This window comes from Rhizobium sp. WYCCWR10014 (genome assembly GCF_001657485.1).
In the GTDB taxonomy this organism is placed as follows: domain Bacteria; phylum Pseudomonadota; class Alphaproteobacteria; order Rhizobiales; family Rhizobiaceae; genus Rhizobium.
Window position 1 is genome coordinate 63,019 of record NZ_LXFU01000034.1, and the last position, 19,871, is coordinate 82,889.

General features: G+C 59.7%; 17 protein-coding genes and 1 pseudogene. 6 read left to right on the forward strand and 12 right to left on the reverse strand.

The features are described 5' to 3' along the window. The first annotated feature begins 1 nt into the window (after nucleotide 1). Nucleotides 2-235, forward strand: a complete 234-nt coding sequence (locus A6U98_RS14095) for a BrnA antitoxin family protein (RefSeq protein ID WP_064650706.1) — start codon at nucleotides 2-4, stop codon at nucleotides 233-235. 40 nt (nucleotides 236-275) lie between these two features. Next, nucleotides 276-671 (forward strand): hypothetical protein, encoded by a 396-nt coding sequence (locus A6U98_RS14100; protein WP_064650708.1) that lies wholly within the window; start codon nucleotides 276-278, stop codon nucleotides 669-671. 100 nt (nucleotides 672-771) lie between these two features. Here A6U98_RS14100 and A6U98_RS14105 read toward each other — a convergent pair whose 3' ends face one another. The 6 genes from A6U98_RS14105 to A6U98_RS14130 all read right to left on the reverse strand — a co-directional run bounded on the left by A6U98_RS14105 (nucleotide 772) and on the right by A6U98_RS14130 (nucleotide 7,148). Further along, nucleotides 772-1,671: a carbohydrate ABC transporter permease gene (locus A6U98_RS14105; protein WP_064650710.1), complete on the reverse strand. Its 900-nt coding sequence runs from the start codon at nucleotides 1,669-1,671 to the stop codon at nucleotides 772-774. 39 nt (nucleotides 1,672-1,710) lie between these two features. Continuing rightward, complete coding sequence (locus A6U98_RS14110) at nucleotides 1,711-2,643, reverse strand: sugar ABC transporter permease (protein ID WP_064650712.1); 933 nt, start codon at nucleotides 2,641-2,643, stop codon at nucleotides 1,711-1,713. A gap of 83 nt (nucleotides 2,644-2,726) precedes the next feature. Next, the gene (locus A6U98_RS14115; RefSeq protein WP_064650714.1) at nucleotides 2,727-4,031 is read right to left on the reverse strand and encodes an ABC transporter substrate-binding protein; all 1,305 of its coding nucleotides are present in this window, start codon (nucleotides 4,029-4,031) and stop codon (nucleotides 2,727-2,729) included. A gap of 146 nt (nucleotides 4,032-4,177) precedes the next feature. Further along, nucleotides 4,178-5,245 carry a sn-glycerol-3-phosphate ABC transporter ATP-binding protein UgpC gene (gene ugpC / locus A6U98_RS14120; protein ID WP_003550787.1) on the reverse strand — a complete coding sequence of 356 codons (1,068 nt, stop codon included), beginning with the start codon at nucleotides 5,243-5,245 and terminating at the stop codon, nucleotides 4,178-4,180. Nucleotides 5,246-5,411: 166 nt separating this feature from the next. Then, the gene (denD, locus tag A6U98_RS14125) at nucleotides 5,412-6,398 is read right to left on the reverse strand and encodes a D-erythronate dehydrogenase (protein WP_064650716.1); all 987 of its coding nucleotides are present in this window, start codon (nucleotides 6,396-6,398) and stop codon (nucleotides 5,412-5,414) included. A gap of 21 nt (nucleotides 6,399-6,419) precedes the next feature. Beyond that, complete coding sequence (locus tag A6U98_RS14130) at nucleotides 6,420-7,148, reverse strand: FCD domain-containing protein (RefSeq protein WP_064650718.1); 729 nt, start codon at nucleotides 7,146-7,148, stop codon at nucleotides 6,420-6,422. A 310-nt stretch (nucleotides 7,149-7,458) separates the two neighbouring features. Here A6U98_RS14130 and A6U98_RS37660 point away from each other — a divergent pair. Together A6U98_RS37660 and A6U98_RS14140 are read left to right on the forward strand one after the other, a co-directional pair. Next, nucleotides 7,459-7,633 (forward strand): annotated as a pseudogene (locus A6U98_RS37660) (PRC-barrel domain containing protein); the annotation flags it as partial. Nucleotides 7,634-7,705: 72 nt separating this feature from the next. Further along, nucleotides 7,706-8,341, forward strand: a complete 636-nt coding sequence (locus A6U98_RS14140; RefSeq protein ID WP_064650720.1) for a hypothetical protein — start codon at nucleotides 7,706-7,708, stop codon at nucleotides 8,339-8,341. 333 nt (nucleotides 8,342-8,674) lie between these two features. Here the strand turns inward: A6U98_RS14140 and A6U98_RS14145 are convergent, their stop codons facing one another. Next, complete coding sequence (locus A6U98_RS14145) at nucleotides 8,675-9,154, reverse strand: hypothetical protein (protein WP_064650722.1); 480 nt, start codon at nucleotides 9,152-9,154, stop codon at nucleotides 8,675-8,677. Nucleotides 9,155-9,474: 320 nt separating this feature from the next. Beyond that, nucleotides 9,475-10,353, reverse strand: a complete 879-nt coding sequence (locus A6U98_RS14150; protein ID WP_064650724.1) for an alpha/beta hydrolase — start codon at nucleotides 10,351-10,353, stop codon at nucleotides 9,475-9,477. Between the two features lie 213 nt (nucleotides 10,354-10,566). Here A6U98_RS14150 and A6U98_RS14155 point away from each other — a divergent pair, with 213 nt between their 5' ends. Continuing rightward, entirely contained in the window at nucleotides 10,567-11,121 is a 555-nt protein-coding gene (locus A6U98_RS14155; RefSeq protein ID WP_064650726.1) for an isoprenylcysteine carboxylmethyltransferase family protein, read from the forward strand. A 341-nt stretch (nucleotides 11,122-11,462) separates the two neighbouring features. Here A6U98_RS14155 and ligD read toward each other — a convergent pair whose 3' ends face one another. Further along, nucleotides 11,463-14,108 carry a DNA ligase D gene (gene ligD / locus A6U98_RS14160; RefSeq protein WP_064650728.1) on the reverse strand — a complete coding sequence of 882 codons (2,646 nt, stop codon included), beginning with the start codon at nucleotides 14,106-14,108 and terminating at the stop codon, nucleotides 11,463-11,465. A 177-nt stretch (nucleotides 14,109-14,285) separates the two neighbouring features. On the opposite strand from ligD, the gene A6U98_RS14165 reads away from it, so the two are divergent. Continuing rightward, on the forward strand, nucleotides 14,286-16,052 hold the full coding sequence (locus tag A6U98_RS14165; protein ID WP_064650730.1) for an SLC13 family permease: 1,767 nt from the start codon (nucleotides 14,286-14,288) through the stop codon (nucleotides 16,050-16,052). A 61-nt stretch (nucleotides 16,053-16,113) separates the two neighbouring features. Here A6U98_RS14165 and A6U98_RS14170 read toward each other — a convergent pair whose 3' ends face one another. The 3 genes from A6U98_RS14170 to A6U98_RS14180 all read right to left on the reverse strand — a co-directional run bounded on the left by A6U98_RS14170 (nucleotide 16,114) and on the right by A6U98_RS14180 (nucleotide 19,858). Then, complete coding sequence (locus A6U98_RS14170; protein ID WP_064650732.1) at nucleotides 16,114-17,175, reverse strand: Ldh family oxidoreductase; 1,062 nt, start codon at nucleotides 17,173-17,175, stop codon at nucleotides 16,114-16,116. 70 nt (nucleotides 17,176-17,245) lie between these two features. After that, nucleotides 17,246-18,766: an ABC transporter substrate-binding protein gene (locus A6U98_RS14175; protein WP_064650734.1), complete on the reverse strand. Its 1,521-nt coding sequence runs from the start codon at nucleotides 18,764-18,766 to the stop codon at nucleotides 17,246-17,248. A gap of 186 nt (nucleotides 18,767-18,952) precedes the next feature. Continuing rightward, complete coding sequence (locus A6U98_RS14180; protein WP_024321445.1) at nucleotides 18,953-19,858, reverse strand: 5-dehydro-4-deoxyglucarate dehydratase; 906 nt, start codon at nucleotides 19,856-19,858, stop codon at nucleotides 18,953-18,955. Nucleotides 19,859-19,871 lie beyond the last annotated feature (13 nt).

A 19,871-nucleotide genomic window follows, 5' to 3' on the forward strand; every position in this document is an offset into this window, starting at 1 on the left:
TATGGCAAACCCGCCCCGCAGATCTGTCAATCCAATGGATGCTGCCGAAGCGTTGTTCAAACCCGCGAAGAAGAAGCCGGAACAAGCTGTTGAGCGGCCGGCGCTGCCGAATACCAAGGAGCTTGTTTCGCTCAAGATCGACAGTGATGTCCTTGCCTTTTTCCAGGAAGATGGCCCCGGCTGGCAGGATCGGATCAACGATATATTGCGCGCCGCGATGAAGAACAGGCTCTGACCCTGTTGCGCCATCTTGTACGCCACGGGTGGGTGGTGTGATGCCGAATATCCTGCACCGGCTTCTCCGCAGCGGCGTTGTCCATGTTCTCTTCGCCTTTTTGGCAATGGGCAGCTGGGCGGTTTTCGCCAATCGCGCGCACGCCATGCCATTGCCGCTCTATGCCGGCCTTGTGCAGGGTACGATATCCGCCTGCCTGACGCTTTTCCTGAAATCTGTGATCGACTGGCTTTCGAAACGCTTCGTCGGATCCGCACGATTTTGGGCACCGCCTCTCATAGCTTGTCTCGGCTCAGCCAGCATTCTCGTGGCAATCCATACAGCAACCGGCACACCGGAAATACTCAAGACCATCGCATTTCCGCTGCTCGTATCGACCATCTACGCGGCAATTTACAATTATTCGATCTCGGCAAGACGAGGTTTCGATACATGATGGGAAGGCGCCTGATCCCATTTTGCGGACACTCCTCCTGCGCACGGTAACAAGCAGTCGCAACTGCTGCAGGAAGCAGCAGCGTGTCCGCGGTAGACTGTCACTCCTTCACCGCCCCGGTCATCGATGAGACGTAGTAGTCCACGAAGAACGAGTAGAGGATGACCACCGGGAGCGAGCCGAACAGTGCGCCTGCCATCAGCGCTCCCCATTCGAAGACGTCGCCGCGCACCAGTTCGGTCAGCACGCCGACCGGGATGGTTTTGTTTTCCGACGACTGGATGAAGGTGAGCGCATAGATGAATTCGTTCCAGGACAGCGTGAAGGCGAAGATGCCAGCTGAAATCAACCCCGGCACGGCGAGCGGCAGGATAATCTTGGTGAGAATCTGCCATCTGTTGGCGCCGTCCACCAGCGCGCTTTCCTCCAGCTCGAATGGGATCGACCGGAAATAGCCCATCAGCAGCCAGGTGCAGAAGGGAATGAGGAAGGTCGGATAGGTGAAGATCAGCGCCAGCCGCGAGTCGTAGATCCCGAGCTTGAAGACGATGAAGGCAAGCGGGATGAAGAGGATCGACGGCGGCACGAGATAGGCGAGGAAGATGACGAGGCCGACCGAACGCGAGCCTGTGAAGCGGACGCGCTCGATGGCATAGGCGCCGAAGACTGACGCCACCAACGAGAGGAAGGTGGAGCAGACCGAGACCAGCATCGTGTTCCACAGCCAGCCCGGATAGGATGTCTCAAAGAACAGGTATTTGATGTGATCGAGCGTCGCTCCCACGACCCAGAAGGGGCTGTAGTTGTTATAGTCGGTCAGCTGATCGTTCGGCTTCACCGCGGTGATCGCCATCCAGTAGAACGGGAAGAGCAGCACGACGACGAAGACGGCCATCGGCAGGTAGAGCATCACGATCCGCCTCGGCAGGCGGTTCAGATAGCTCATGCCTTCGGCATTGTCGGTCACGACCTGATCGGCGGCGTTTGAATTTATCGACATCGTCACTCTCCCTAACCCCAATTTGGCTATAACTTGGCCCTAATCCTGGCCGCCCTGTTGCCATTTGCGCCGTTGCAGGCCGAAGAAGCTGAACATGATGGCGCCGAGCAGGAAGGGCACCATGGCGACCGCGATGGCCGCACCCTCGCCGAGTTGACCGCCTGGAATGCCGCGCTGGAAGGATAGCGTCGCCATCAGATGCGTCGCGTTGACGGGTCCCCCCTTGGTCAGCACGTAGATGAGCTGGAAATCCGTAAAGGTGAAGAGCACCGAGAAGGTCATCACAACGGCGATGATCGGCGTCAACATCGGCAGCGTCACATAGCGGAAACGCTGCCAGCTCGTGGCGCCATCGAGCGAGGCGGCCTCCTGCAGCGACGCTGGAATGGTTTGCAGCCCCGCAAGCAGCGAGATCGCCACGAAGGGAATGCCGCGCCAGACATTGGCGATGATGACGGATATGCGCGCATTGATGGGGTCGCCGAGGAAGTTGATCGGCCCGCTGATCAGCCCGAGCTGCATCAGCGACCAGGAGATGATCGAAAATTGGGAATCGTAGATCCACCAGAAGGCCAGCGCCGAAAGCACCGTCGGCACCACCCAGGGAAGCAGCACGATTGCCCGGAAGAAGGATTTGAACGGCAGATGCTGGTTGAGCAGCATCGCCAGCCAGAGGCCGAGCGCGAATTTCAGCACCGAGGCGACGGAGGTATAGAGAATGGTGTTGAAGACCGACAGCCAGAAGACGCTGTCGTCCATCAGGAACTGGTAGTTCTCCAGCCCGATGAAGATGCCGTCGCGGCCGATCCTCGTATCGGTGAAGCCGAGCCATACGCCGAGCCCCAGCGGATAGGTGAGAAAGCAGACGAGGAACACTGCCGCCGGCAACATGAACAGGAAGCCGAGCACATTGTTATTCTGCAGGAGCGAAGAGATCGGCCCGCGTCTATCCTCCGGATTCACCATCGACATTGCTTATCTCCAGATTGCGTTTTGAACTCGCAGAGTGCTTGCGGCATGCCGAAGTCGGCATGCCGCTTGCTTTGAAGCGCGGCTCAGACGCGATAGTAGCGGTTTGCCCGGCGTTCAGCTTCCTTCATCGCATCTTCGGGCGACATCTGGCCGGTGACGGCGGCCGCATACATGTCGACCAGAACGTAATCGGCCATGGTCGCTGCCGAGGCATAACCGAGTGGGCCGGCATAGCCGTTCGGACGCAGCTTTTCCGAGGCACGTGCATAAGGCGCGTGGATCGGGTCGGAGGTCCAGATCGGGTTCTGGGCGAAAGCCTTGAGCGGCTGGCAGCAATAGGCGCTGGAGCCCTGGATCCAGGCATTCATCTGGTCGGCTTCCATCATGAACTTGATGTAGGCCTTCGCCGCTTCCGGATACTTCGTATGCTTGAAGAGAAGCAGTGAGCTCGTCTGGAAAAGCTCGACGCTCTGGCCAACCGGGCCGACGGGGAAATTCGTCGTGCGGATGTCCTTGGCGATCTCGGCGAGCTTCGGGTCGTTCTTGGCCGTGTAATAGACCGAGACGCCGTTGGCGATCAGCGACACCTGGCCCGCGAGGAAGGCTCGGTTGTTGTTGACGTCCTGCCAGCTTTCCGTGCCCGGAATGAAGGTCGCATAGAGCTGCTTGGCATAGTTGATCGAATCAAGTGTTTCCGGGCTGTTGATCGTCACCTTGCCGCCTTCGTCGACCATCTTGCCGCCGTGGCTCCAAAGCAGCCAATGGGCGTAGTTGTTGCCGTCGCCGACGGCCTTGCCGTGCGGGAAGCCGGCCGGCGTGCCTTTGGCTTTCATCGCCTTGCAAAGCTCGAGGAAGCCTGCCGTGTCTTTCGGGAACTCGCTGAAGCCGGCTGCCTTCACGTGAGTGTCGCGATAGACCACCGCATTGCCGATTGCCGCCAGCGGCATGGCGATGAAGGTGTCGCCGCGCGCGGCATAGCCCTTCACACCGTCATACCAGCCGCCATACTTGTTGCCGAGATAGTTGGCGAGTTCGGTCAGGTCGACCAGCTTGTCGGGATACTGGTGGGCGTCATCGAACCAGCACATGATGAGGTCCGGGCCGGAGCCGACATTGGCCGCGACGGCCGCCTTCGGGCGGATATCTTCCCAGCTTTCCTTGTCGATACGCACCTCGACGCCGGTCGCTTCGGTGAATTTCTTGGTGTTGGCAAGCCATGCCTCCTCGTCGCCCTTGACAAAGGGTGTCCAGCGCAGCAGCCGAAGGCTGGCGCCGCTTTCCGGCGTGTAGGTCGGTTCGGTCTGCGCGAAGGTCGGCCGGATGCCGAGGCCGGCGGCGCCGGCTACGGCAGCCGAGGCGGCAAGAAAGTCACGTCTCTTAAACCTCATGATATTCCTCCTCATCAAAAAGCGGGTGCGAACTCCCCGCCATTCACCTCCCGCTTGGTGAACGACGGTCCTTGCATCCCTGAAACGGGGTGCTGCCGGCCTGCGGGCGACGGGGCTCCTCCGCCCCGCGCAGCCGCCGGACGGCGTCAGTCGGTCAATCTCCGGCCGCTCTCGGCATCGAAGAGATGAACATGCGCGGCGTCGATCGCAACGCGCAGGGTCTCGCCCGGCCGCGCGCTGACGCGTTCGCGGAAGACGCAGCTGAGGTCGCTGCCGCCGAGCCTGAGGATGAGATGCGTCTCATAGCCGGTCGGCTCGATCACCACGATTTCACCGGGCAGGCCATTGGCATCGAGCAGGATGTATTCCGGGCGAAGCCCGTAGACGAGGTCGCGGCCCAGGGCGTCGGCAGGCGGATTGGAAACCGGGAGCGCCGTGCCGTCGGGCGCCTTGAAACTTGTGGGGTTTTCAGGATCGAGCCTGCCCTTGATCATGTTCATCGCCGGCGAGCCGATGAAGCCGCCAACGAAGAGATTGGCGGGCTTGTCGTAAAGCTCGAGCGGCGTGCCGATCTGCTCGACGACGCCGTCATGCATGACGACGATCTTGTCGGCCATGGTCATGGCCTCGATCTGGTCATGGGTGACGTAGACCGTCGTCGTTTTCAGCCGCTGGTGCAGTTCCTTGATTTCGGCACGCATGGCGACGCGCAGCTTCGCATCGAGGTTGGACAGCGGTTCGTCGAACAGGAAGACTTCCGGATCGCGGACGATCGCCCGCCCCATGGCGACACGCTGGCGTTGGCCGCCGGAAAGCTGGCGCGGATAACGGTCGAGCAATTTGTCGAGACCGAGGATGCCGGCGGCATATTTCACCCGCTTCTCGGCTTCCGCTTTCGGCGCCTTGTTCAGCATCAGCGAGAAGCCCATGTTCTCCTGTACCGTCATATGCGGATAGAGCGCATAGTTCTGGAACACCATGGCGATGTCGCGGTCCTTGGGCGGCAGCGTGTTGACCACGCGCCCGCCGATCTTGATCTCGCCGCCGGAAATATTCTCAAGTCCCGCCAGCATCCGCAGAAGAGTGGATTTTCCACAACCCGACGGGCCGACCAGGATCACGAATTCCCCGTCTGCAATGTCGATATCGACGCCTTTGATGACCGGAAATGCCCCGAATGATTTCCGCACATCCGCGAATTGAACGCCTGCCATACCCACTCCTCCCAGAAATCGAGCGCTACATGCTATGTATTCGTATTTTCGTATATCTTGCCGGCGGCCTTATCTCCTCAAGTCCTTCTGCCGCTGCAATCCCGCATATGCGGGCGTACCCAGGCGGTACTCTCCTCCTATGGGGCGGTTTTAGCCCAGCCCAATCTCATCCGGACGCACCCGGAGCATCTTCCGCGAGGTAGACCTCGATCAGCTCGTCCACCGTGGTTTCGGCGACGAAACCCAGTTGCGTGGCGCGTTCGGGCGTAAAGGACTTCGGCCATCCGGCGACGATCCCTTCAATGACCTCGTCCCGGCGACGATCGATCAAGTCCGCCGCCTCGGGACCGGCAGCACGGCGCAAGGCGGCAATCTGGTCGGCAACGGTGGCGGCGACGCCCGGCATGGTGAGCGTGCGCCGGACACCCAGCGCCGCCGTGTCGAGCGTCGCAGCATGGATCAGGAACTTGATGGCGGAACGCGGGCTTGCCAGCCAGTGCTTGACCGTTTCCTCGACCGGAAGAACAGCCCGCTGGCCTGCGAGCGGTTCACGCAGGATTCCGGAAAAGAATCCCGATGCGGCGGCATTCGGCGCACCCGGCCGGATCACGATGGTCGGCAACCGAATTCCGACGCCGTCGATAAAGCCGCGCCGCGAATAGTCGGCAAGCAGAAGCTCGGATATCGCCTTCTGGACTCCGTAGCTGGTGAGAGGCGCCAGCACGTAATCGTCGGGAATAGGATCGGGAAACGGCGAGCCATAGACCGCGATCGACGAGGAGAATACGAACCTGGGAACATAGGCTTGGCGGCTTCCTTCCCGGCGGATCGCTTCCAACAGCGATCGCGTGCCGTCTAGATTGACCCGGTAGCCGAGTTCGAAATTACGCTCGGCTTCGCCGGAAACGATCGCGGCGAGATGGAAGATCACGTCGGCCCGGCGAGCCGCCAGGGCTTCCGCTGCGCCGCTTTCGGAAATATCGGCAGCCAGCGCTTCCACCGGGCCGGAGAAGCCGGCGGGTACCGGCGGCGGCGCGATATCCACGAGCGTCATGCGCGTAACCGCTCGGCCGTCGAGGGAACCGCTGCGCGCCAAGGTGGCAGCAAGCTTCTGGCCGATCATTCCTCCCGCTCCGATAATGAGAATATGCATCGTGTTTCGCCTCCCTGCGAACTACGAGAAGAGTAGTTTGGTGGTTGTGTAAATACGGGTTTCGTGGATCGCGAAGGCCGCGCATGCGGCGTCCGGGTCCCGCCTCTCCAAGCCGGCGAGAATCATCCGGTGATCGGCGATGCTCGTGGCGATACTCCCGGGCTGCGATACGACGCGCCTTCGGTGGCTCAGAAGATAGGAATAGAGGTCGGCGGCCATATCAGCCAGCACCGCGTTGCCGCTGGAACGGTAGATGGCGGTGTGAAATTCCCGGTCACATATTAAAAAGCGAACAGGATCGTCACAGGCGGCTTCCTGTGCTGCGATCGACTTGCGGAGGTAATCAAGAGTTGAAGGCTCCATCTTGAGCGCGGCAGCCCTGACGACCTGTGCTTCGATCAGCAGCCGGGCCTCATGAACATTGTCGAGACTGTAGTCCGCGATGTCGCGATACCGCGCAGCCTGGACGGCCAATTCGCCGACATCCTCTGATGCCACCACCGTGCGCGTTCCGTGCACAACCGAGAGAATCCGATGCGTGGAAAGGATAAGGATCGCCCCACGGACGGTCTCGCGGCTGACCGAGAGTGCGGAGGCGAGTTCACGTTCGCTTGGCAGCGGATCGCCCACCTTGAGAATGCCGGTGGCAATGAAGGTCGCAATCTTCTGGACGACGAAGTCTTTCATCGACTTCTTCGGCGCTCCACCGAGCGCCGCAACGTCGTCTTCGAGCATCGCTCGAACGTCCATTGCTTTTCCCCTCCCCGCGCTCAGGTCTACTGGTCCGGTAAGTGGACCAGTAGACCTGAGCTAAGGAGGATTGTCAACGCGTGACGGCACGCGATCTACCCAACCGCTATTTGGAGCAGTTTTGTGAATGGCAATATCAGCACGCAGAGAAAACCAGCTAATCACAGTGCCGGACGGACTGTAGTCCGATAACGCTCAAGCCACTTTGGAGACTTTCCCGAGGCGCTTGATCGCCTGTTCTAGTGGCCGCTGGCCGTCACTGTAATCTCCCAGGCGGAAGATTTTGACTGCAGGGTCGCAACGGTGCGCGGGCGCCGGCGGCTCCGCGGTCATCGACGTCGGAGGCTTTCTGGGCTATTGGCGCGAAGCCTGTTGCAGTTCCGATTTCGGATCTTGAGTTCATGCGCGATGAAGACGGCGACGTTCATGCCGTTACGAGCTGGACCAAGGACGAGCTCAAGCAGATGCCCGAGCACCGGGACTGAGCGTAATCACATGATGCCTCCGTCCTGGCGTAGTCGTTGACGCTGCTGAGCGGAAGGCCCATCTACTGGTACATGACAAAACCCAAGACCACCGACGATGCGGAGCTGATCAAGGAGTGGCCCCTATCGACCGCAGCCACGCTCGGATCATCCGTTCGCGCGAAGGGGATTCTGCTGGAAATTCGCGCACGTCTGCCGTTGGCGGTGAGAAAGTCGCTCGAAATCGAGGCGGGTGCTTTGACATTGGCGATGGCTGAAACGGCTAAGAGTGCGTTCCGTGCTGCTTCGTCAGTCGTTTCCAACGCGCTAGAAGACATCGAAAGCCTGCCTGTGATCCCCCGTGAAATCCAGGACATCCTGACGATCTCTACTACCGAGAGACATCGCTGGCTCGGCGACGGGCGCTTGCCCAGTGCAGGAACCCGCACGGTGAAGCTGCGTGGGCGGGCGAGGAAAATTACCTTCCACGTATTCGACCCGCGCGTGGTGGAGGACATCCTCGACCGAGATCTGGTGACAGTCTGGCGCGAAGAGGATGCTGAAGCTACGGCCGAGAAACGACGGCGGGCAGCCTTGAAAGCGAAGTTGACGCGTTCGCTGAAGACCAAGGCCAAGACCCCTTTGAAACCTGATGCCGACCCCGACGATGCGTCGCGATCGAAACCTCTCGGCTGGGAAGAGTTCAGTCGCGATGGGTTGCTCCGCTAAGGCGGCGGAACCTCTGCAACGCAGTCTTCGATCCCTTCCCAATAGTCGCCGAAGGCACACAGACGTGGACGCCTCCACCCCTCCACCGGCATGCTGCAATACAGCTCTCTGGAATTTCTCCTTCGCGAGGAGGACGAGACAGTTAAGACTGTCACCGAGGGACTTCCGTGTCATCGGCGACTTGCGGACCGATGAGGGATCTACAGTCCCTGGATGAAAATCTTCGTATCCGGCGACAGCTCTCAGCGGAATTCGCGTCGTCAGGGTCCCAACGCTGGAGACACTTTTTGGCGGCGTCAATTCTGCAACTCTGTAACCGTGTCGATCCGCTGATCACTTCTCGCAAAGCTTGGCCACGTTCTTCTCCAGACTTCGCCGGAGGGCGCCAGAGATTTCAGTCTCAAGCCCTTTGACGATGTCGCCGAACCGGCCGCCGGTCTTGACGATCTCGATGGAGGTCTCGGTCATCTTGCAGGTCGTCAGGTCGACCTTCAGCCGAACCTCAGCGGTCGCTGAAAACCCTCCTTCTACCAGCGCTTCGTTCGAGGTCTTGCAAGCAAGCGTGCCGCGGGCGCTCGCCTGCGCGGTGTTGCCATTCACCGACAATTGCAGGTTTTCGATCTTCACGGAATCGAGCTTGTCGACGCCTACCTCCACACTGATGCCGAAGCTCGATACCTTGGTCTTCAACGACCTGCATGGCTGCGCATCTCCGATGGCCCTCTCCAGGGCATTCGGTGACTGTGCGTTGGCGAAGGAGCATAGCTGGAGGAGAGAGACTCCTGCAGCTAGCAGGCCTAAACAATTCCGCATCGCTCTCCCATCTCCCTGGATTTCATGCAGGCGCCTCCGAATGATAGGGCGGGATCGGTCTGCGGGAAAGGCAATGACGGTTGCCCGACGTGACCGTCGCATAACGAACTTAGACGTCAAATAGTGCTTTACGACCGATGGAAACTCGTCGTTTGCAGTACGAGCTCGTGGCCGCGGCAATGGCGAGCCACATCCCTCGCATTCCGATCCGATTCCGGGCCGGAAAGATCCTGTGTCGTCTTTCGAGCCGCTCGTCGATCTTCCCGCGACAAGTTTTCGGAAACTGTAAGCACAGGAGACCGCAGCTCCGCGTATTGCTCTTAGAACACTGATCTGTTCGAAAGAAAGCGATGATTTTTCAGACCGGTATTGGTTTCATGAGCGGCGACTGTGTTCAGGAACCGGTCGAGCATCGAGTTGAAACTCTCCGGCTTTTCCCAGAAGGGCGCGTGTCCAGCACCTTCCATTACATGCGCTTTGCCTTCGAAGAGCAACTGGATGTTCAGGCCCGAAAAATAGCTGAGTTTGACAAAGGGATCATGAAATCCATTCACAAAAGCAATGGGTATATCGGCCTGTTCGACGGTGCGGCGCTGATCCACCCCCTGCCCCCGCAACATTGCGCGAGAAAAAACGCTTCTTAGTCTCCCGTCTGCGCGCGCTATGGCGTCGCGAAAGGAGGGGTTGCTCGTGTCTCCAAAGCAAAGAGACTGAAACCGCTCCACGTCACGCGATGTAAAGTTCTCTTTTGAAGCCAGAAGAATGTCAAATGATGGATGGAATCCCCGCAGCATTCCGAGGAGACCGCTGGGGACCGGTGGCGTGCCGCACAACATCAGGCCCGAAATGCCGTTGCCGCTGCCCGCCATCTCAATCGCGACGTGACCGCCAAGCGACCATCCCAGCACGGGAAAGCGATGAAGCCCCAGGCGGGCTGCCACCTCTCCTACGCAGTCGGCAAGACCGGTGACGGTGTAAGTTGACTGCGGATCTCGAGCGTCGCTCGATTCGCCATGTCCCGGAAGATCGAGCGCAATCAGACGCCAATTCCGGGACAAGTGACTGTGTAGTTGCCGTGAAAAGACCGTCCGTGAGCTGCCGGAACCGTGTATCATAACCAGTGGTGCAGCGCCATCAATGGTGTCACTGATGCGCACAGCGCCGTGGCTGGTGTCGATTGTACAGTGAAATACATCCATAAGCTGCGACCCCTAAAGCGCAGCCAAAGTCTGGCACGAAAATATCTACGGCAGGTGCATGATCATCGTAAACCGGATCTAAACCAGGTCGTGCAATCACGACACGTTTCAGTGCGGTTGCGTATCATCCATCAATCATTTGCATAGGCGTTGTATACGGGTTAGGTCTGTCGCAGCAGCAATTGCAACCAACCTTTCAACGTGGGCATCACGATGCAATTTCTTCTGGACTTTATTATTTCGATCACCAGCCTGATTATCGTCGGGTCCTACGCGTGGTCGTTGCGAGGCCACTTCAACTCACCGAAGATGGAAGCCGGAGCAAAGTTGATCACCGTCGGCGTCATCGCGACGACGGCGTTTTTCCTCTACCTGGTTTGGTCCGGGACGCAGATGCTATGGGTACAGGTAGTAGGACTGGGATTTGAAATCGCGTCGGCGGGCTTGTTCTGGTGGGCGGTGTCGGCGTCGCGACAGGCCAGGTTGCGCTTTGTGTTCACCCTCGATCACCCAGATAGTCTTGTCACCGACGGTCCCTATCGCTACCTGCGGCACCCCTTTTACACGTCCTACCTGCTCTTCTGGTCGGGGTGGGCGCTGGCATCTTGGTCGATATGGTCGATCCTGCCGGTCTTATTTTTTACGGTTGTCTACGTGATTGCAGCCCGCAATGAGGAGAGGAAGTTCTCCCTATCACCGCTGGCATCCGAATATGAAGCCTATCGGCGCAAGACGGGCTTGCTGACACCGTGGTTCGATTGGCGGTAAACCTGCCTCCGAGGGAAGGTACGCATGGCGGAACCGCGTCGGACGCGATGAAGCTGTACCACGAGGCATCGGCTCGATAGGCGACTGACCTCTCGACGATGCGATGAAGCAGTCAGCGTCGAAAGCCTCCGACCGATGGACTTTTCGGACTGCTCCACGGAAACTGTCGATCGTGGCCAGGTGAGTGTCGTTGCCTGCAACAAATCCAACTTGAACACCACGGCATTAATCCGACGCCTGGCTCGGCTGTCGCCACGGTGGATCGCCGGGCGGGAACTCCCAAAGCAATTCCGGTTCGGGCTAACTATCACCTCGAACCCGGTCCGCGGATAAGCCCTCAATCAAGCCGCCACCCGCGCCTTGGCGAGCCGCTTGATCGCCTGTTCGAGCGGACGCTTGCCATCACCGTACTCTTCCCAGGCAGAGGATTTCGACAACATGGCCGGAACGGTGCGGATGGTGAAGCGCTTGGGGTCCAGATCCGATTTGACCTGGGTCCAGGTCAGTGGCATCGAGACGGTGGCACCCGGCCGGGCGCGCGGTGACAAAGGCGCCACGGCCGTCGCCATCCGGTCGTTGCGCAGATAGTCGAGGAAGATCCGGCCGTTCCTCAGGCTCTTTGTCATTTTGATCAGATAGAGATCGGGATTGTCGCGCGCCATTTGCTGGCAGACATCGTGCGCAAAACCCTTCGCTTCGGCCCAAGAAAGCGGCTTGCGCTTGTTGATTGCGAGTGGAGTGACAACGTGCAGACCCTTGCCGCCAGTCGTCTTGCAAAAGCTGATCAGGCCTAACGCATCGAGACGGTCCCGCATTTCGCGGGCTGCCGAAACGACCGCGGAGAATGGCACGTCCGGACCTGGATCAAGGTCGAAGACGAGCCGGCCGGGCACCTCAGGCTGATGCGGTTCGCAATTCCAGGGATGCAGCTCGACGGCGCCGATCTGGGCGACGGCAGCCAAGCCTTCGACCCGGTCGATTTGCAGATAAGGCCTTTTATCGCCGAAGACCTTGACCAGTTCGACAAGGTTCGAGGTGCCGGGCATCGCGTGGCGTTGGAAAAACTGCTCGCCGCCGATCCCGTCGGGCGCGCGGATGATGGAACATGGCCGTCCCTTGATGTGCTCGATCAGCCAGGAGCCGACGGCTTCGTAGTAACGGGCCAGCTCTTCCTTGATAACGGGTCTGCCGTCATTGGCATCCGGCCACAGCGGCTTGTCCGGGTTGGAGATCAGCACCCCCATGACCTCGGCCTTGGCGCCCTTTTTGCGGGTAGGTCTGGCCTTCGCCTCCACGGCCGGCTGCGGCACGTCAGTTTGCGCGGGCTTTGCCGGCCGTTCGGCCTTGACCTCTTTGGCCGGCTTGTCGTCCCGCAGTCCCTTGAAGGCCGCCTGCCGGACAATACCGTCGGCGGTCCAGCCTGCGAATTCGATTTCCGCCACGAGCTTGGGCTTCAGCCAGGTGACCTCGGCCTCCTTCTTCGGCGCGCCGATGCCGGTGAAAGGTGATTTTGCCGTCTCGAGCGCTTTCAACTTCGGAAGCAGCGTTTCAACCTTCTTCGCGCCATATCCTGTGCCGACGCGGCCGACATAGACGAAGTGGCCGCCGCGGTAGACGCCGACCAGCAGGGATCGGAATTTCCCGTTGGTCTTGGCATAGGCGCCGATCACCACCTCGTGGCCGGCGCGGCATTTCGACTTCGCCCAGCTTTCGGTACGGCCGGATTGATAGGGGGCATCCGCCTCTTTCGAGACGATGCCTTCCAGCGAGAGCTTGCAGGCAGACCGGAGAACTGCATCACCGCCGGTGTCGAAATGCTCGACGAAACGGATGCGCGGATCATTGCCGGCGTCGGACAGAAGGCTTTGAAGCCGCGTCTTGCGCTCGACGAGCGGCAGAGTTCGCAAGTCCTCGTCACCCTCATGGAGAAGATCGAAGGCGAAATAGACGAGCTCGCCGGTCTTGCCTTCCGAAAGGGCCGCCTGCAGGGCCGCGAAATCAGGAACGCCATGATCGTCGAGGGCGCAGATCTCGCCGTCGATGATCGCATCGGGCAGTGTCGATGCCGCCTCGGCGATCTCGGGATATTTGGCCGTCCAGTCGAGCCCTTTCCTGGTCTTCAGCGTCGCCTCACCATCCAGCACTCGCATCTGGATCCGGTAGCCGTCGAACTTGATCTCGTGAATCCAGCCGGTGCCGGCCGGAGGGCGTTCCAGGGTCTGGCAGAGCTGCGGCGCAATGAAATCCGGTAGATCGACCTTTGTGACCGGTTTCGATTTCCGACCGCCTACGGGGTCCTCTTTTCGCTCTTCGGCAGCCAGTCCGTGGTTGCTGTCCCAGACGGCATCAGCCTGAACGTCGCCACCCTCGACCATGAAAGGCTTGGGCTTTCGTCCCTTGCCGGCGGCAATCATCTCCATGGTTCGGCCGGAGGCGACAGAGGTGTTGTTCTCCTCGAGGATCGCTTCGCCATTATTTTCGACGGAGAACTGATCATGGTGTTTGATGAGCAGCCAATTTGTCCGGTTGCCGCCGTTGCGATCATTGCGCATGCGCACCAGCACGAAGCTGCCGCGCAGGCGTTTGCCTTCCAAGGTGAACTTGAAGTCACCCTTGGCGAGTGCCTGCTCGGGGCTCTTATTTCCTTCCGGTTCCCAATAGCCCCGATCCCAGAGCATGACCGTCCCGCCGCCATACTGACCTTTCGGAATGGTGCCTTCGAAGTCGCCATAGTCGAGCGGATGATCCTCGACCTCAACTGCCAGCCGCTTGTCATGCGGGTCGAGAGAGGGGCCTTTGGTGACCGCCCAGGATTTGAAGACGCCATCCAGCTCGAGCCGCAGGTCGTAGTGCAGCCGGGTGGCATCATGTTTCTGGATCACGAAGCGACGGCGATTGCTGCGGGCGAGCTGCGTTTCGCCGCTCGGCTCCGCCGTCTTTTGAAAGTCGCGCTTCGACCGATAGGTCGATAGTTTGTCACTGGCCATGGTCGTTCCCGAAAGCAACCCCGACAGCGAAATGCCGCCTGGAGGCTGGAAGTTCCATCTGGGTGCTCCTCCAGCCGTCAGCGGATAGAACGGCTGGGATAGATGAGAAAAAATTTCTCCACCTCGCCGCATCGTTCTCTTGCTTGAAACGTTAATTGCTACCACCGGGATGCAAATATGCGCGCTGATCAATGGCTATCTCTTCTCATCATCGCGCTGATGATGGGCGCGTTCCTGTGGGGTCGTTTTCGATACGATATAGTCGCCGTGAGTTCCCTTCTCGCTGCAATCATTGTCGGCATCGTCCCTGCCAAAAATGCTTTCTCCGGCTTTTCCGATGACATTGTTATCATCGTTGGCAGCGCACTCATCGTCAGTGCGGCGATCTCCAGATCGGGGATCATGGACGTCGCCTTGCGCAGATTTTCTCCCGAACGACGCGGGCCACGGATGCAGCTGATCATTCTGGTTGCCATTGTCGCAGCCCTGTCGGCGTTCATCAAAAACATTGGTGCGCTGGCGATCATGATCCCGGTCGCTGTGCAAATGGCCCGGAAATCACGCGTATCACCGTCGATGTTCCTGATGCCGATGTCTTTCGCCTCTCTGCTCGGAGGGCTTATGACGCAGATCGGCACCTCACCAAACATCATCGTTTCCCGGGTGCGCGAGGAGATCACCGGGCAGCCGTTCATGATGTTTGACTATACGCCTGTCGGCCTGGCGCTCTCGGTCGCCGGCGTTATCTTTCTGGCGCTGTTCTACAAGCTGCTGCCTGAAAGATCACGGGTCGAAACGTCGATGGATGAGGCGGTGGCGATCAAAAACTACACGACCGAGGCCAAGGTCACCACACCATCAGGGGCGATCGGACGCTCCGTCAGCTGGCTGCAGAAGCCGGCGGGCGGCGATGCGATGGTGACTGCGATTATCGGTGGCAACGGCCAAAGACGAACGCCCCTTCCCGACACGGTGCTCAAGGATGGCGACCTACTTATTATCGAGGGGGAGCAGAGCGCCCTCGACAAGATCGTCAGTGAAGCCAAGCTTCAACTGTCCGACCGTAAACACCAGCCCGAGACACGCCAAGACATCAGTTCTGTTGAAGCTATCGTTGGCGAACATTCCCGATTGATCGGCGTCAGCGCAAAAGACGTTTCTCTCTTCCACAATACCGGGCTTAACCTTCTTGCCGTCAGCCGCCGCGACAGGCGCTTCACCGAGCGTCTGGGCGAGATCAAGATTCGCAATGGTGACGTCGTGGTCCTGCAGGGCGACTTGCAGAAACTACCGGATCTTCTACGCGAATGGGGTTGTTTGCCGCTGGTCGAACGAGATATGAAGCTCGGCAACGCCCGCAATGGCATGATCCCCGTCATTATCCTGATGGCAACGATGGGGGCGACAGCCTTCGGGGGCATTCCCGTCGCGACAGCGTTTTTCGCCGCCGCTTTTCTGATGGTGGTCACCGGATCCGTTCCTTTGCGGGAAGTCTATCAGCATCTCGATGCGCCCATCCTGATCATGCTGGCCGCTCTCATTCCGATCAGCGACTCGCTCAGGACCACAGGAACCACCGACATCATCGCGGACCTCCTCTCGCGAACCGCCGAAATGCTCCCGCCCTTTGGTGCTTTGGCTCTCATCCTGGTTGCGGCCATGGCTGTAACCCCGTTTTTGAACAACGCAGCGACGGTTCTGGTCATGGCGCCGATTGCTGCGACCTTTGCCGAGAAGCTGGGCTTCAAGCCCGATGCTTTTCTGATGGCGGTGGCAATTGGAGCCGGCTGTGACTTCCTCACGCCCATCGGACACCAATGCAACACGCTCGTGATGGGACCGGGTGGATATCGATTTGGTGACTACGCCCGACTGGGTCTGCCGCTCTCGCTCATTGTGGTGGTCGTCAGTGTGCCGATCCTGTTGTTGGTTTGGCCGATTTGATTGCAACCGACACCGGGCATTGCGGCGACCGATAAGAAGTTTCGAAGCAGAGATGGGTTCCTCACTCGGCGACGTGGGGAATAGGCAAGCCTCGGATCTCGGCATGTTTGCAAAGCTTCTGCCAAGCTGCATCGCCGACCGGCACGCCCTCTTCCAACGCCGAGCGGCGCTTTCGTGCTGCGCTGTCGCCCGGCATGCGAACGGGGCCATTGTTCCAGGGCGCCGGAGGATTGCTGCGGCAGGCAGAGGCGAGAAAGTCAGACTGCGCCGTAAAGGCATCCAGCCCGGCAAAAAAGGCGGGATCGATGATCTGAAGGAAAGCGCTTTGCGAAAACACACCGGACGGCGTGTTGGCCCGTCCCTTGCCGGAAAGCCCCTGCCCTAGCAACTCGACGATCAGCCCGAGCCCAAAACCCTTGTGCCCCTTCAACTGGCCGCCAAGAGGCATCATTGTCCCGCCCCGTTCGGTCACCTCGCGCGGATCATCGGTCGGCTCGCCTGCGGCGGTGAAAGCCCAGGCCTCCGGAAATGTCTTGCCGGCCTTCGCCAGGTTTTGCGTCATGGTCGTGGTGGTGATCGAGGCCGAGACATCGATCAGGATCGGATCCTTAGACGTCGGGAAGCCGGCCGCCATCGGATTGGGCGTCAGGAGCGGCTTCGTGCCGCCGTAGGGCGCAACGCGGCTTGCAGCGGGATGCGAGACCGACAGCTGCACGATCAGGCCCCGGTCGGTTACCTGCCGCATGAAGGCTGAAAGTGCGCAAGTATGGTGGCAGTTGCGGATCGCGGCGGTGACGACGCCATGATCGCTTACGCGTTCACAGGCCTGCTCGATCGCCTTCGTCAGTAGCCATGCACCGGGCAAGGATTTGCCGTCCCAAACAAAAGCTGCGCCGCGGTCATTGACGACCTCATAGCTGCCGGACTTCGCCAGAGAACCGTCTTCCAACGCCTCGACATACCAGTTCAAAAGGCTGACGCCATGGGTTTCATGGCCAATCATGTCGCCTTCCACCAGCACGGCGGCGGTCTTTTCTGCCTTGTCGGGCTCCATGCCGGCGCGGGTCAATATCTGCTCGGCGAATTGGGTCAGGGCAATGCGGTCAATCAGGGGCAAAGGCATTTCTCCCTTACGTCATGGAAAGCACGGGCCGCTATTTGCGGCGGCCCGTGCTCAAGTGCGGCATACCGGCCTACTTGAAGCGGATCTGCGACAGTTGCAGCTCGGAATTCGTCGCGATCGTCGGCTTGAAGTCGAGACGCGGCGAGACGCGGGTGAAACCGACCATGTGAAACATCGGGATGTCCGCGATGATTTCGGTATTCACCTTGGCGAACAACTCCTTCCAGAGTTTGGTGCGCTCGTCGCCGGTGGCAGACGTCGCCTTGGCGATCAGCGCGTCGACGGCGGGATCGCGAACCATGGAGTGCGAGCCGTCGGTCGCGTATTTCACGAATGCGGTGAAGACGGGATCGCCGGTCGCATTGTCGTGCTGCGACTGGGTCAGCGTCGGACCGGAATCGGCGACAAAGGGTGCAACGAAGTAGCCGTTCCACACGGAAACGTCATACATGTCGAGCTTTACGTTCAAGCCGACTTCCTGAAGCATTGCCATCATCGCTTCCATCGCTTCGGTGGCATTGGGATATTGCCCATTGCGACCGATGATGCGGATCTCCTGATCGACCGGCACGCCGTCCGCTTTCGCTGCTGCGACCAGTTGCTTTGCTTTTTCGGCATCATAGGGCCAGGCGGGGATATCGGCATTGTAGCCGATCGTGGTCGGCACGACGAGCTGTGTCGCGATCTTTGCCTGTTCGGGGAACAGCGTTCCGAGCATCGCCTGACGATCGATGGCGAGGTTCATCGCTTCACGGATGCGCCGGTCGTTAAGGGGTGCTGCGCGCGTATCGATGCGCAGCGATGTCGTCTCCGAATTCGGATAGGCGAAATCGGTTTCCTTGTTGGTGGCATCCTGTACGGATACGGCCGGAACGATATCGGCTTCGCCGGCATCGACCATCGCGGCGGCAACGGCGCTGTCGGAGCGGAACAGATAGGTCGCCTGTTCCACCTGGGGCTTCTCCCCCCAATACTCCGGATTGCGCTTCAGCACGATCGACTGGCCGATTTCCCACTTGTCGAACGTATAGGGGCCGGTGCCAATCGGCTTGCGGGTGAATTCGTCTGCTGGCGTCGCCTCGGCCGATTCCACGGCCATCACCGTCATCAGAAGCGGAAGAATCGGTTGCGCCGGTTTTGTCGTAATGCGGATCGTGTTGGCATCCGGGGTTTCGAAGCTGAACTCGGTGCCGCCGAAATATTTGCCGCCGGTCTCACAGCTGAGCTTCTTGTTCTTGTTGCGCTCGATGGTGAATTGGACATCCTTGGCGGTGAACGGCTTGCCATCGTGCCATTTGACATTCGGGCGCAGCTTGAACTCCCAGGTGTCGTCATCGATCTTCGACCATTCCGTGGCCAGGCGAGGTTTGAGGCCGCCATTGACGTAGTCGAATTCCACCAGCATCTCGTTGACGTTTTCAGAAATGACCCGGCCGACGTCCTGGCGCGCTGCCATACAGGGTTCGACGACATCAACGGTTTCGGCGAGCACAACAGTGACGTTGCTCTTGGCATCCTGAGCGTGCGCCGTACCGCCGCTCAGCGCGAGCACGGTTGTTGAAAAGCAGGCAGCTAACAAATGCAGTTTCATTTCGTTCTCCTCCCATGCGCCATTGGCGCTCCTCACAGCGAATCTGCGTCCCGTTTCCGGTGTTCCGACATCTATCTCCTCATAGTTCCGCAAAGCACAAGTGCACTAATATACCAGTTCACGACAGCCTTCAACCCTGGCGCTCCGAGGCGCGGAGCCCTCAACCGTGTCTGAACCGCTTCATTTTTATCTGGCCGAAGCAATCAGTTCGCGCATCATCTCGACTTCCTCGTCGGTGAGATCCGTCAGCGGCGCCCGCACTGGTCCCGCCTCAAAGCCGCGCAACCGCACGCCTGCCTTGACGGCGGAAACCGCATAACCGGCTTTGCGATCGCGGATACGGGCAAAGGGATAGTAGAAATCGCGCAGCATCTGTTCACAGGCCGCATCGTCGCCGGCAAGGAATGCCTTGTGGAATTTCAATGCCGTTTCAGGCACGAAATTGAAGACCGCCGAGGAATAGGTCGGCATGCCGGCTCCGCGATAGGCCTGGGCAAACAGTTCATGTGTCGGCATGCCGCCAATATAGGAAAGCCGGTCGCCGAGCGCGATCGTGACACGGCGCACCGTATCGATATCGCCGGTACCGTCCTTGAAGCCGATCAGATTTGGGCATTCGTCGGCAAGCTGAGCAAGCTGCTCGGCCGAAACCCGCGCCTGGCCACGATTATAAACGATAACGCCCATATTGGTGGCCTTGCAAACGGCCCGTACACGCGCGGCAATGCCATCTGCCGGCGCCTCGGTCAGGTAATGCGGCAGCAGAAGAATGCCGTCGCCACCAGCCGCCTCGATCTCGCGCGCCATGTCGCAGGCAATGCGCGTGCCGTAGCCGCATCCGGCAATAACCGGCGCATCGCCGGATACGGCGCGGGCGGCCTTTACCACCTCAACCACCTCGCCCGGCGTCAGCGAGAACAGCTCACCGGTGCCGCCTGCAACGATCAGGCCGGCAACGGGGTAGGATGACAGCCATTCCAGATGTGCTGAAAACGGCTTGGCGGCAAACCGGTCCTCGGCATCGAAAGGAGTGACGGGAAAAGACAGCAGGCCGTTGCGAATGATCTCGCGAAGTTCCGTCGGGGCGATCAATTTGGTACTCCTC